At 71.7% G+C, this 13839-nt stretch carries 9 protein-coding genes; 6 read left to right on the plus strand and 3 right to left on the minus strand.

Annotated elements, in window-relative coordinates; all coding sequences use genetic code 11:
* Positions 1-207 precede the first annotated feature (207 nt).
* From ACIBEI_RS13155 to moeZ, 5 genes are all read left to right on the plus strand, one after another.
* Positions 208-2043, plus strand: a complete 1836-nt coding sequence (locus ACIBEI_RS13155) for a DUF3492 domain-containing protein (protein ID WP_398888088.1) — start codon at positions 208-210, stop codon at positions 2041-2043.
* Positions 2040-3653 carry a hypothetical protein gene (locus tag ACIBEI_RS13160; RefSeq protein ID WP_398888090.1) on the plus strand — a complete coding sequence of 538 codons (1614 nt, stop codon included), beginning with the start codon at positions 2040-2042 and terminating at the stop codon, positions 3651-3653. Before ACIBEI_RS13155 ends, ACIBEI_RS13160 begins: the two co-directional genes overlap by 4 nt.
* 147 nt (positions 3654-3800) lie before the next feature.
* Positions 3801-4760, plus strand: a complete 960-nt coding sequence (locus ACIBEI_RS13165; protein WP_398888092.1) for an NAD-dependent epimerase/dehydratase family protein — start codon at positions 3801-3803, stop codon at positions 4758-4760.
* Complete coding sequence (locus ACIBEI_RS13170; protein ID WP_398888094.1) at positions 4748-5506, plus strand: spherulation-specific family 4 protein; 759 nt, start codon at positions 4748-4750, stop codon at positions 5504-5506. The genes ACIBEI_RS13165 and ACIBEI_RS13170 overlap by 13 nt, the downstream gene beginning before the upstream one ends.
* A 63-nt stretch (positions 5507-5569) precedes the next feature.
* Positions 5570-6748 carry an adenylyltransferase/sulfurtransferase MoeZ gene (moeZ, locus tag ACIBEI_RS13175; protein ID WP_266496389.1) on the plus strand — a complete coding sequence of 393 codons (1179 nt, stop codon included), beginning with the start codon at positions 5570-5572 and terminating at the stop codon, positions 6746-6748.
* Positions 6749-6831: 83 nt separating this feature from the next.
* Here the strand turns inward: moeZ and ACIBEI_RS13180 are convergent, their stop codons facing one another.
* From ACIBEI_RS13180 to ACIBEI_RS13190, 3 genes are all read right to left on the minus strand, one after another.
* Complete coding sequence (locus ACIBEI_RS13180) at positions 6832-8376, minus strand: alpha/beta hydrolase (RefSeq protein WP_398888097.1); 1545 nt, start codon at positions 8374-8376, stop codon at positions 6832-6834.
* Positions 8377-8494: 118 nt separating this feature from the next.
* Positions 8495-10045: an alpha/beta hydrolase gene (locus tag ACIBEI_RS13185; RefSeq protein ID WP_398888099.1), complete on the minus strand. Its 1551-nt coding sequence runs from the start codon at positions 10043-10045 to the stop codon at positions 8495-8497.
* Positions 10046-10202: 157 nt separating this feature from the next.
* Complete coding sequence (locus tag ACIBEI_RS13190; protein ID WP_398888101.1) at positions 10203-13022, minus strand: lysylphosphatidylglycerol synthase domain-containing protein; 2820 nt, start codon at positions 13020-13022, stop codon at positions 10203-10205.
* A 185-nt stretch (positions 13023-13207) separates the two neighbouring features.
* Between ACIBEI_RS13190 and ACIBEI_RS13195 the strand changes: the two genes are divergently transcribed.
* Entirely contained in the window at positions 13208-13573 is a 366-nt protein-coding gene (locus ACIBEI_RS13195; protein WP_190229722.1) for an MGMT family protein, read from the plus strand.
* Positions 13574-13839 lie beyond the last annotated feature (266 nt).

The following is a 13839-nucleotide window of genomic DNA, read 5'->3' on the forward strand; positions in this document are numbered from 1 at the left end:
CCTGGCTTACCCCCGCCCCGGGGCCCGCCCCCCTCACACTCGGGGGGGGGGCGCGCCCCCCCCCCCGCCCCCCCCCCCCACACCCCCGGGGGGGGGGCGCCCCCCCCCCCCCCCCCCCCCCGCCACCGTCATGTCCGCATACGTTCGTCCCGCTGCGAGCCGCCGGGTCAACGGCGGCTCCCCATACGGGAGATCGGGGGTGCGCTCGTGCGCATCGGACTGCTTACGGAGGGTGGCTATCCGTATGTGAGCGGTGACGCCAGGCTCTGGTGCGACCGGCTCGTGCGCGGGCTCGGGCAGCACGAGTTCGACATCTACGCGCTCAGCCGCAGCGAGCAACAGGAGGACGAGGGCTGGATCGAGCTCCCGCCCCAGGTCAGCCGCGTACGCACGGCACCTCTGTGGACCGCGGAGGACGACGGTGTCGGATACGGGCGACGGGCGCGGCGCCGGTTCGCCGAGTGTTACGAGGAGTTGGCGGCGGCCGTGTGCGCCGGGGACGCGCCCGTGGGCTCCGCCGCGTTCGAGGCGTCGGCCGGGTCTGCCGCGGCAGCCGGATCCGCGGGAACGGCTGTGGGCGGAGAAACGGCCGGGGGCGCCTCCGCGGCTGTGGCGGACCGTTTCGGCAATGCGCTGTACGGGCTCGCGGAACTCGCCCGGGACGAGGGCGGACTGGTCGGCGCCCTGCGCTCCGAGACCGCTGTGCGCGCCCTGGAGCGTGCCTGCCGCGCGCCCGGCGCACTTCGTGCCGCACGCGGTGCACGCGTACCGGACCTGCTGACCGTCGCCGCCCAGGTGGAGCGCACGCTGAGACCGCTGTCCCTCGACTGGTACGAGGACGACGGGCTCGGCTCGGTCGACCTGTGCCATGCCACGTCCGGCGGCGCGGCGGCCCTGCCCGGGCTGCTCGCGCGGCACTTCACGGGCGTGCCCCTGCTCGTCACCGAGTACGGCGTGCAGCTGCGGGCGCACTATCTGGGCGCGCGGGAGGATCTGGAGGGCCGTGTGGCCTCGTCCTCGGCGCGGGCGCTGCTCGCCGCGTTCCACGGCCGGCTCGCCGCCGAGGCGTATCGGCAGGCCGAGATCATCACGCCCGGCAACACGCACGCCCGCCGCTGGCAGGAGCGCTGCGGCGCCGACCGCGCCAGGATCCGTACGGTCTATCCCGGCATGGAGGCGTCCCGCTTCTCGGACGTGGGCGAGAGTGCCGAGGCCGCCGACGCGGACACCCTGGTGTGGGTCGGGCGCATCGAGCCCGCCAAGGACCTGATCTCGCTGCTGCACGCCTTCGCGGAGATCCGCAAGGCCGAGCCGAAGACGCGGTTGCGGATCGTCGGCGCGCCGGCCGAGGGGCTGGAGGGCGCGACCTATCTGGCGCACTGCAGGGCGCTGGCCGCGCAGCTCTTCCCCGACGAGGCGGACGGCGTGCACACCGTCGGCGACAACCCCGTCTCCTTCGAGGAGATCGGCGGACCGGAGGTACCGACCCTCCCCGAGGCGTACGAGGCGGGCGCCGTCGTCGTCCTGTCCAGCGTCGTCGAGGGCTTCCCGATCAGCCTCGTCGAGGCGATGTTCTGCGGACGCGCCACGGTGTCCACCGATGTCGGAGCGGTCGTGGAGGTCATCGGCGGTACGGGTCTCGTGGTGCCGCCGCGCAATCCGCGGGCGCTCGCCGAGGCGTGCGTCTCCCTGCTGCGCGACCCGGAGCGTCGTGCGCGCCTTGGCGCGGCGGCACGCGCGCGGGCGCTCGAACTGTTCACCGTCGAGCAGAACATCACGGCATTTCACGGCATTTACCTGGAGATCGTCGCGCGCTGTCCGGTCCGGCGGGTCCTCGTCGACGCCTCGGGCGAACCTCTGCCCTTCGCCATACCGGCCGAGGTCCATGTGCCGGGGCGGTGGGCCGACTCCGGCACCCGACTGGTCGCGGGCAGACCCGGGCCGGGATGGGCCGCGGGACCACCCGTCCGGGGCGTCCCACTCGGGTCCGCCTCGGGGGCCGCTTCCGGTGAGCCCGTGCCCGCGGGGGAGGGGGCACGGTGAACGGACGACGACGGACGGGCCGCGCGGACGCCACCCGGGAGCCGGGACGCCCCGAGGCATGGGACGCGAGGTCCGAGGAGTGGCTGATGGGCGCCGAGGAGTTGGGGACGATCCCGGACGCCGAGGTGGGCGAGACGAGGGTGGTCGACGTCCAGCCGGGAGAAGTCCGAGTGGTGGACGTGCAGTTGGGTGAGTCGAGGGTGGCGGATGCCCGGCGCGAGGCGTCGAGCGTGGCGGATGCCTCCCGGCTCGGGCGGGATGTCTCTGGTGCTGGTGCTGGTGCTGGTGCTGGTGCTGGTGCCGGTGCCGGTGACCGTGCGGGGGCGGGTGCGGGTGCGGGTGCGGGTGCCGGCGTGGGCGTGGCTTCGGCTTTCGGCCGGGAACCGTCGGCTCGCGCGGGCGAGGCCTCTTCCGTCGCCCGTGGGGCTTCCGCCCACGGGAGCGAGCCGGCCGGCTCCGACCGCGAGGCGTCCGCCCACGCCAGGGGAGGCGCTGTCGGGGACCGCAAGCCCCCCGCCCGGCGCGGAGCCGTCGACCCCGTGAAGGCCCTGATGCACCGCCACCGCGAGCTGTGCGAGCGCGCGGTGGACCCGCTGGAGATCGCCGCGGGGCTGGAGGCGCACGGTGTGACCGACCGGACCGCCACGCGCTTCCGGCACCGGGACGTGTTCTCGCTCGCCGAGGAGATGTACGCGCGCGTGCCCCGCGCCGGCGACACGGCACCGCCGTCCGAGGCGCCCGACACCCCCAGGGTGCGAGCCGACTGGGCCATGCTCACCCTGCTGCCGGGCGCCCTGTGCGCTGCGACCGTGACCGGACTCCGGCTCACGGAGGGACGGCCGCGTCTCGCGGTGGCCGTCGTGGGAGTGTTCGCCATCTCCATGGGCCTGCGCGCGGCCGTACGCCGCGGACCTCTGCGCGTCGCACGCGCCTGGCACCCGACGACGTCCACACGCGCGTGGACCTGCGGGCTCCTCGCCTACGCGCTTCTCGGCGACGGCCTGCTCGCCGCGGGCATCGAGGGCGGCCCCGCCGGACCGCCCACCGGCGGCTCCGACAGCCCCTGGCCGATAACCCTCGCGTCCGTCCTCGCGCTCACCCTGGCCGTCGCCCCGGCGGCCTGGTGCGCCCACCTCTTCGCCGTACGCGCCCGGCGCCGACTCGCCACCAGCCGGGGCCTGGAGGAGTTCGCATCCTCCGTAAGACCCCTGCTCCTGGGCGTGTTCGGACTGTTCCTCTGCGCCCTGGGCGGACTGCTCGCCGGCAGCGGGGCATGGCTGGGCGAGCCTCCCGCGTACGCAGCGGCCGGTGCCCTCGGCGCGCTTCTGCTGCTCGCCCGGCTCCTCACCGTGCACGGCTTCACCCACGCTCCCGCCGTCATGCTCGCGGCCGCGGGCACGGCCGAGGCGCTGGCACTGGTGAGCGTCTTCGCCGGCCGACTGCCCGGCTGCTCGCTCCTGGCCCGGCCCGTCGAGACCGTGGCCGACGCCTGGGGGCCGGGATCCGTCCCCGCCCTCGTGTGCGGGGGCGCGGCACTCGTCCTCCTGATCCACGCGACCAGGACCCTCACCCGGGCCTCGGCCCACGCGGCACACGGCGACACACCGTGAACCGCCCCCGGCGCCCGGCCTCCGCGCCGAGCGCCCTTCCCGCGGGGCCGACACCGCGGGCCTTCCGCACGACCCACGGCAACACCCTGAAGGAGAACGCCAGATGATCACCCTCCGCATCGGAGAATCCGCCCCGGGAGCCGCCCGATGAGGGTGCTGCTGATCGGAGCCAACGGATACCTGGGCCGGTTCGTCGCCGACCGCCTCCTCGCCGACCCTGCCGTGCAGCTCACCGCGCTCGGCCGGGGCGACGACGCGGACGTACGCTTCGACCTCGCCAGCGGCAGCCCGGGCGCGCTCACCCGCTTCCTGGACGCGGTGCACCCCGGCGTCGTCGTCAACTGCGCCGGTGCCACCCGCGGCGGCGCCCGCGAGCTGACCCGGCACAACACCGTCGCCGTCGCCACCGTCTGCGAAGCCCTGCGCCGCAGCGGCTGCGGCGCGCGCCTCGTGCAGATCGGCTGCGGCGCGGAGTACGGCCCCAGCCAGCCGGGCTCCTCCACGGCCGAGGACGCCGTGCCCCGCCCCGGCGGCCCGTACGGCGTCAGCAAACTCGCCGCCACCGAACTGGTCCTCGGGTCCGGCCTCGACGCCGTCGTCCTGCGGGTGTTCTCGCCCGCAGGACCCGGCACCCCGGCCGGCTCGCCCCTCGGCCGCCTCGCCGAGGCCATGCGTCGCGCGATGCAGTCCGGCGACGGCGAACTCAAACTCGGTGGCCTCGGCGTCCAACGCGACTTCATCGACGTACGCGACGTCGCCCGTGCCGTCCATGCCGCCTCCCTCTCCGCCGCACAGGGCGTCATCAACATCGGATCCGGTCGTGCGGTACGCCTCCGCGACGCCGCCTCCGTCCTCGCACGCGTCGCCGGCTACGGCGGTGCCCTGCACGAACTCGACGGTCCGCCCGTCCCGGTCAGGCCGACCATCGGCCACCCCCGCTCCGAATCGGAGCACACGGCCCCGGCCGCCTACCCCTACCCGGACGGCTGCGGCAGCTGGCAGCAGGCCGACGTGCGCACCGCACGCGACCGGCTCGGCTGGCGCCCCCGGATCAACCTCGAGGAATCCCTCGCCGACATCTGGATGGAGGCGGCATGCCGCATCTGACCAGCACCGCAACGGGCACCGCGAGCACCGACTTACGGGCCGGATTCGGCATCCCCGGCTATGCGCACCCCCTTGTCGCCCCGGTCGAATGGGGCGAACTCACCCGCCCCGGAACCCCCTTGCACTGGGTCGTCCTGAACGTCGCCGACGGCCCCGGCACCCGCCCCGACCCCCGCTGCCTGGAGGCGGCCGGACGCCTGCGCAACGCGGGCGTCCGTGTCCTCGGCCACCTGGATGTGACGTACGGCGCACGAGCCTTCGGCGAGCTCGTCTCCGACGCGCACCGCTATCGCGACTGGTACCAGGTCGACGGCTTCCTCCTGGACCGCTGTCCCACGGAGCGGACAGCGCTGCCCGAGGTCCGGCGCACGGCCACCACCCTGCGCGCGCTGTTCGGCCAGGGCCGCGAGGGCCATATCGTCCTCGGTCACGGCACCCACCCGTATCCCGGATATGCCGAGGCCGCCGACCAGTTGGTGACCTTCGCCGGGCCCTGGAGCGATTACCGCTGGTCGCAGGTGGCCGAGTGGACCGCCGAGTACCCGCCCGAGCGCTTCTGCCACTTCGTGCACAGCGTGCCCCGCGGCCATCTCGACGAGGCGCTGCGCATCGCGCGCTGGCAGGGCGCCTCGACGATCTACTTCACCGACCGCACGGATCGCGGGGGTTCGGCCGACCCCTGGGAGAGCATGCCCGGCTACTGGGACGAAATCGTCTCGCGGATCGGAACGGGTGTCTCGGAATGAAGAAGGGCGTGGCAGTGTTACGGGGAGAACAACTGTAGTGATTGACCGACCAACGGAGTCCCCGTGTCGCTGCCACCCCTGGTCGAGCCAGCTGCTGAGCTCACCGTAGACGAGGTCCGCAGGTACTCCCGCCACCTGATCATCCCCGACGTGGGCATGGACGGGCAGAAGCGGCTGAAGAACGCCAAGGTGCTCTGTGTGGGCGCCGGCGGCCTGGGCTCGCCGGCGCTGATGTACCTGGCCGCCGCCGGCGTCGGCACGCTCGGCATCGTGGAGTTCGACGAGGTCGACGAGTCGAACCTGCAGCGCCAGATCATCCACAGTCAGGCGGACATCGGCCGCTCCAAGGCCGAGTCGGCGCGAGACAGCGTGCTGGGCATCAACCCGTACGTGAACGTGGTCCTTCACGAAGAGCGGCTCGAGGCCGAGAACGTGATGGACATCTTCAGCCAGTACGACCTGATCGTCGACGGCACGGACAACTTCGCGACCCGCTACCTGGTCAACGACGCGTGCGTGCTGCTCAACAAGCCGTACGTGTGGGGCTCGATCTACCGCTTCGACGGCCAGGCGTCCGTCTTCTGGTCCGAGCACGGCCCCTGCTACCGCTGCCTCTACCCCGAGCCCCCGCCGCCGGGCATGGTCCCCTCCTGCGCCGAGGGCGGCGTCCTCGGTGTGCTGTGCGCGTCCATCGGCTCCATCCAGGTCAACGAGGCCATCAAGCTCCTCGCGGGCATCGGCGAGCCGCTCCTCGGCCGCCTGATGATCTACGACGCCCTGGAGATGCAGTACCGCCAGGTCAAGGTCCGCAAGGACCCGAACTGCGCGGTCTGCGGCGAGAACCCCACCGTCACCGAGCTCATCGACTACGAGGCCTTCTGCGGCGTCGTCTCCGAGGAGGCCCAGGAGGCGGCCGCCGGCTCGACGATCACTCCCAAGCAGCTCAAGGAGTGGATCGACGACGGTGAGAGCATCGAGATCATCGACGTCCGCGAGATCAACGAGTACGAGATCGTCTCGATCCCCGGCGCCAAGCTGATCCCGAAGAACGAGTTCCTCATGGGCACCGCCCTGGAGACCCTTCCGCAGGACAAGAAGATCGTCCTGCACTGCAAGACGGGTGTCCGCAGCGCGGAGGTCCTCGCGGTCCTCAAGTCGGCCGGTTTCGCGGACGCCGTGCACGTGGGCGGCGGCGTGATCGGCTGGGTCAACCAGATCGAGCCGGAGAAGCCGGTGTACTAGGCGTACGCCTTCTTCGGAGGAGGGGCTCGGCACCGGGTGTGCCGGGCCCTTTCCCATTGCCCCGGTCGGGACCGCCCGGGCCGCTACTCGCAGACCTTGCCGTCCTCCGGCACCTTCCCGTCCAGCAGGTAGTCGTTCACCGCGCTGTCGACACAGTCGCTCCCGCTGCCGTACGCCCCGTGTCCCTCGCCCTTCCAGGTGAGCTGCACACCGACGCCCTTGCCCAGCTCGTCGGCCATCTTGCGGGCACCCTCGTACGGCGTCGCCGGGTCGCCGGTGTTGCCCACCACCAGGACGGGCTCCGCTCCGGGCGCGCTCACCTCCGCCGTCTCGTACTGGCCGGCCACCGGCCAGTCGTGGCACCAGCCCGCCGTGTCCCAGCCCATCGAATCGCCGAAGACGGGCGAGATCTTCCGGAACTCGGGGAGCAGCGCCTTCGCTTCCTCGGGCGTCGGCCGCTCCTTGTCGTCCAAGCACGATATGACCCGTTGTGAATGCGTCGTCGTGCCGTAGCGCCCCGACGCGTCACGGTCGTTGTAGCCGTCGGCCTGCGCGAGCAGTTCCGTACCGTCGCCGTCCTCGGCCGCTTCGAGCGCGCTGGTGAGCGCGGGCCAGGACGACTTGCTGTAGAGCGGGTAGATGACGCCCGTGAGGGCCAGCTGCTGGGTGAGGTCGCGGCCGCTCGCCGTCGGCAGCGGCTCGGAGTCGATCCGCTTCAGCAGATCCACGATCTTCTGGGAGCCCTCCTGCGGGTCCTGGCCCGTCGACTCGAGGTAGTCCTCCAGGGCGCGCTGGAAGCCCTTGGCCTGGTTCTTTGCGTGGCCCACCGTGCCGGCGCTCGGGTCGACGACCGCGTCGAGCAGCAGCCGCCCCACGTTCTTGGGGAACAAGTGGGCGTACACGCCGCCCAGTTCCGTGCCGTACGAGATGCCGAAGTAGTGCATCTTCTGGTCGCCGAGGACATGGCGCATCAGGTCCATGTCCCGGGCCGTGTCGGTCGTCGAGACGTGATCCATGAGCTTGCCCGCCGACTCCTGGCAGCCCTTGCCGAAGTCGGCCGCGTCCTTGAGGAACGTGGCCTCCTCGGCGGAGGTGTCCGGTGTGGTGTCGACCGACTCGGCCGTCTGGATCTCCTTGTTGTCGCGGCAGCGCACGCCCTCGCTGGCCGCGACGCCGCGCGGGTCCCAGCTCACCAGGTCGTAGCGCTTGTGGAGCTCGGCGAACGTGGGCCCGTACGGCGGCAGATAGTCGACGCCCGAGCCGCCCGGGCCGCCGAAGTTGAACAGCAGCGAGCCGATGCGCTCGTCCGAGGATCCGCTCGACTCGCTGCGGATCAGCGCTATGCCGATGGTCTCGCCCGTCGGCTTCGACCAGTCCAGCGGCACCTTGAGCGTCGCGCACCGCCAGTCGCCGCCCGGCGCGGGGCCGGTCGCCGTGGCCTTGCAGCCCTTCCAGTCGAGCTTCTGCGACGTGAGGGAAGCGGGCAGTCCAGTGGTGTCGGAGGGCGCCGCGGCAGGCGGCCTTCCGTCGTCCTTGCTCTCGTCCCCGTCGCTCCCGGACGAGCCGCTGCAGCCGGCCACCAGCAACGCGGCGGCGGCCGCGGCCGTCCACCGTGCGATACGCGCCATGAACACTTCCCCCCTCGCGGGCGTCGTCCGCCGGATGTCGCGGATGACAGTCAGGCAATAGTAGGCAGATGCCCGCGAGCGCCGTGAAGCCCTGTGGATAACCGTCTGACCTGCTCTTTCACGAGCAGACCTGGCCGGTCGGCGGGACCTTGCCGTTCAGCAGATAGCCGTTCACGGCGTCGCGCACGCACTTGTTTCCGCTGTCGTACGACCCGTGCCCCTGGCCCTTGTACGTCAGCTCCACCCCCACGCCCTTGCCCAGCGAGTCCACCATCTTGCGGGCGCCCTCGTAGGGCGTGGCCGGGTCGCCGGTGTTGCCCACCACGAGGATCGGCGCCGAGCCGGACGCGCTCACGTCCGGGTGGTCGGCGGCGCCCGCCACGGCCCAGTCGGTGCAGCCGACGAGGCCCCACGCCAGATAGTCGCCGAAGAGGGGCGATGCCTCGCGGAACTCCGGAAGCTTCGATCGCACGTCGGCGGTGGTGTAGCGCGGCTTGTCGTCGGCGCAGTTGATGGAGACGTTGGCGGCGGCGAGGTTGCTGTACTCGCCGTCCTGGTTGCGCCCGTTCATCGAGTCGGCCAGCAGCATCAGCACCCTGCCGTCGCCGTCGTACGCCTGCTGGAGTCCCACGGTGAGGTACTCCCAGAATTCCTGCGAGTACAGGGACTGTGCGATGCCGCTGGTGGCGGCGGTCTCGGTCAGCTGACGGGGGAAGACGCCCGGGATGGGCTCGCTGTCGAGGTCCGTGAGCAGTTTGGCGATCCGGTCCTTGACGTCCTGGGGGCTGTCGCCGAGCGGGCAGTCCTCCGTCTTCGACGTGCAGTCCTCGGCGAAGTTGTCGAGCGCGCGCTGGAAGCCCTTGGCCTGCCCGAGCGACCCCTGCTCCGAGTTCTGGGTCGGGTCCACAACCGCGTCGAACACGGCCCGCCCGACCTTCTTGGGGAACAAGTGGGCGTACACACCGCCCAGTTCCGTGCCGTACGAGATGCCGAAGTAGTGCAGCTTGTCGTCGCCGAGGACCTGCCGCATCAGGTCCATGTCGCGGGCCGCGTCCGTGGTGCGCACGTACGGGAGGGTCTTGCCGGAGTTCTTCTCGCAGGCCGCGTTGAACTCCTTGGTGTCGTCCAGGAGTGTCTTCTGCTCGGCCGTGTCGTCGGGGGTGGCGTCCTGCTGGAAGTACTCGTCGAGCTGTTCGTTGCTCTCGCACTTCACGCCCGCGCTGCGGCCGACGCCCCGGGGGTCGAAGCTGACCAGGTCGTAGCGGGTACGCAGTTGCTCGTAGTCCTGGTCGAACGAGGGCAGCGTGGTCACGCCCGAGCCGCCGGGGCCGCCGAAGTTGAAGATCAGTGAACCGATGCGCTTGTCCTTGGCGCCGCTCGTCTCCGCGCGGATCAGCGCGAGCCCGATCGTGTCCCCTTTGGGTTTGTCCCAGTCGAGGGGCGCCTTCAGGGTCGCGCACTTCCACGTGTCACCGTCCGGCAGCGGCGACGGGGCGTCTCCGCCGCCCTCGGCCTCGGAGGGCTCCGGGCAGTCCTTCCAGCTCAGCTTCTGCGCCGACAGGTCCTCGTCCTTGGAGTCACCGTCACCGCCGCAGCCGGCGATGGCCGCCGACAGCAGAACAGCGGTGGCGGTCAGGGCGGCGGCCCGCAGCGGGGAAGGGTTCGGCATGCTCCCATCCTGAGGTCGCCCTGGGCGGGACGCTCGGGGCACGGGCCGTGCGGGTGAGAGCCTCTACGTCCCTCTGTGGAGCGCGCTCTTGTGTCCCAAGGGCAGCCCAGGAGCAGCCCAGGAGCAGCCGAGGAGCGGCCCAGGGGCACCTCAGGGGTCAGAGCGCGCCCTTGCGCGTGAGGTGGTTGAAGAACAGCCACCCCGGCAGCACGGGCAGCCACAGCGTGAGCAGTCGGTACAGGAGGACGGCGGGCGCCGCGACCTCGCTGGGGAGCCCGACGGCGATCAGGCCGACCGTGAGGGTCGCTTCGACCGCGCCCACGCCACCCGGGGTCGGCGCGGCGGAGCCGAGCGCGTTTCCGGCGAGGAAGACCACGGCGACGCTGGCGATGCTCAGCGAGGGCATGCCCTCGGTTCCGAACGCCCGGACCGACGCGTCGAGGCACATCACGAAGCAGGCCGTCAGCAGGAGCATGCCGCCGATGCCGGTGAGGAGCTTCTGCGGCCGCTGCAGCACGTCCAGCATGCGCGGCACCACACCCGCGAACAGCGACCTCACGCGCGTGACGACGAATTTCCGCAGGAACGGCACCGAGGTCACCACGAGGACGAGGACCGCCACGGTCAGCAGACCTGCGATGACGGTCCTGGACGGCGACAAGGAGGGCGTCTTTTCGGTACCGGTCAGATAGCCGAAGGAGAGCAGCATCAGGATGTGGCAGCCGAGCCCGAACAGCTGCGACGCGCCGACACTCGCCACCGCGAGCCCCGGCCGTACCCCCGAGCGCTGGAGGAACCGCGTGTTGAGGGCGACACCGCCCACCGCCGCGGGCGCCACGATCTTCACGAAGGACCCGGCGACCTGCGCGGCAACGGTCCGCATGAACGGCACCCGCTCGGGCACGAAACCCAGCAGGCTCATGGCCGCCGCGAAGTAGCTCAGCATCGAGAAGAGCGCGGCCGCGGCGACCCAGCCCCACTCGGCGTTGTCGAAGAGCGTGCCGAACTCGATGTGCGTGAGCTGCGTCAGCAGGAAGTACGCGCCGAACGCGCCCGCGATGAAACTGATCAGCGTGCGCGGCCGGATGCGCTCCAGACGAGCCGGTTCGACCGGCGCCTGCGGCCTGATCAGGAGCACCTGGTGACGGATCTGGGTGAGCAGATCCTCCTCGCGCGCCTCCTCCAGAGCGTCGTCGATGGCGCGCTTCTCGGCCCGCTGTTCCGCGCGTACGGCCTTCTTGTCGGGCTTCTCCAGGACGGGCCTGGCCGCCTCGGGGGTGTGCTCGTGCTCCTCGGCACGGGCCAGTTTGGCCTGCCGGGAGGCTTCCAGGACGGCCTCGCGCTCGCGCTCCGACCGCTCCCGGGCCAGCTTCCGCAGCGTCGCGCGGTGGGAGCGCGTGAGTGCGATGGGCTGCAGCATGGGCAGACAGTCCGCGACCGCGTCCGGGCCCAGCACCCCGACGGCCGACGCCACCGCGCGCTCCGCGCCGACCCGCAGGCCCAGCGTGGTCACCAGCTGGGCGACGTCCATGCGCAGCAGCAGCTCACCGGCCGCGATCTCGCCGTTGCGCAGATCCGTGAGGATCACCGTGCCGGAACGATCCACCAGGATCGCGTCGCCGGCCAGCCTGCGGTGCGCGATGCGCCGGGACTGCAGCGCCTGCACCTGGTGCCAGGTGTCCCGGAGCAGGTCGTCGGTGATGTCCTCGTCCGGCAGTGAGTCGAGCGTGCGCCCACCGGTGTGCTCGTAGACCAGCATCACGGCGTCGGGGCCGAGCTCGGAGGTCGCGATCAGCTTGGGCGCGTTGGCTCCGGCCGCGATGGCCGCGTACGCGAGGAGGGCCTCCTGTTCCAGGGCCTGGCGCAGTGACTGGAGGCTGCGGCGCGTGGTGATGCCGCGCAGCGTCAGACGGCGCCACACGCGGTAGAAGAAGCCCTGAGCCTGCTGCTCGCGGTCGACCACCGTGACGTCCAGCGGTGGACCGTCCTGGAGCGTCACGAAGTACCGGCGGCCACGGTCGCCGTCCAGGGCCTCCGGAGTCTCGTCCCTGGCCGCGCTCACCGGGTGGAAGCCGACGTGCCGCAGGCCCGCCATCAGGGTCCGCCCCGTGGGCCGCACGTTCGGCGAGCCGACCGCGTACAGCGTCCCGTAGGCCACGCTCCAGCCGATCAGCACGGTGAGGATGATCGAGAACGGGGTCGTGTAGCCGGTGACCAGCATGGAGAAGGCGTCGAGCATCAGCACGACCCACAGCACCGCACGCCAGCGTGGCCGGCGCGACATGCCGACGGCCGTCATGTACGCGATGACCGGCGCGAGATAGCCGTGCACTGGGTCGGTGAGGGCGTGGATGTCGCCGGGGGAGGGCTGTGTGAGCGCCTTCTGGATCGAGTCCGGTGCCGCCTTGGCGACCCACAGATCTGTGGCGAGCGTCACTCCGTGTGCGAGGACGGCGGCCAGCACACCGTCGGCGATGCGCAGCCCGTCGCGTTTGATCAGCCGCTCGATGGCGAAGGCGACCGGCACCAGGAGGATCGCGATGCTCGACGCGAGCCCCGCGATCTTGATCAGCAGGTCGGGTGCCTCGTCGGTGCCCTTGTTGATGTCCTGCGCCAGCCCCGACGTCGTGCCGTGCGCGAACGCGGCGATCGCCAGCAACAAGGCGACCGCGAGCACGCCCACCAGGAGACGCATCAGGTCGGAAGGGCGGTGCACGCGCGCGGGGAGCAGCGGTTCGTCGCCCTCGACCTCTTCGCTGTGGGCGTCGTCGTCGGCGCAGTCCGCCGCCTCGTCGCCCCTCTCCTTGTGCGCGTCCGCCTGCCCGTCGGCTCGCCCGTCGGGGTCCGCCTTCTTGGCCGGATCTGCCTTCTCGGACGCCTTCGAAGTGCGCTCGTCCGAGTCGTCGCCGGTGTCCGGGCGCGACGAAACCTCAGAGGTGCCCTCCGCGTCTTCGGGGTGCACGCCCTGCTGTTTCATCGTCTCTTCTTGATCTCGTATCACCAGTAACCGCCCGCACGATGGTGGCATGCCCCGCCGACACAGGGGGGCATCAGGGTGCAATGCGGGGTCGCACAGTCTGCCTGAAGCGCAGCTCCGGGGCGAGGGATACGCACTGTCGCCGCCGCGTCACAGTGTCGGTGCTCTGGGGCAGGATGGGCCGGATGAGTGAGCAGAGCCTTCCGGCGGACGCCCTGCCGGAGTACGCGGAGCGGGTCCTCGACGTCGCCGAGCTGATCCCGCCCGGGCGTGTCATGACGTACGGAGATGTCGCCGAATGGCTGGAGGAGGGCGGACCCCGGCAGGTCGGCCGCGTCATGGCCCTCTACGGAGGAGCCGTTCCCTGGTGGCGGGTCATACGCGCGGACGGCGTGCTGCTCCCCGGCCACGAGCTGGAGGCGCTCGGCCACTACCGCGCCGAGGGGACGCCCCTGAAGGAGGCGAGCAGGGCCTCCGAGGGCCATCTCCCGCGCGTCGACATGAAGCGGGCGCGGTGGGACGGCGGCGGGCGCACGGAGGGTCACACCTGACAGCTTCCGCCATCGAGCTGACAGGAGGCGTACCGATGGCCCGTACGGGGGAAGCGAGGCACGTCCGTGACATGCCGTACGTTCGTGGGACGGGAGACGCGTGTGCCTGGTGGGAACAAGAGGAAGCGCTGCTTCCACCACATCCACCGGCGTAGCGTCGACGGCGCGCATCCCGTTCATCCCGCGGCCACCGCCCTCACCGCGCGAGGGGCCCTCCACCCGTCGCCCCACCACCACCCCTGAATGACGGCGTTCCGCGTCGACAG

The organism is Streptomyces sp. NPDC050988, assembly GCF_044456225.1.
Taxonomy (GTDB): domain Bacteria; phylum Actinomycetota; class Actinomycetes; order Streptomycetales; family Streptomycetaceae; genus Streptomyces.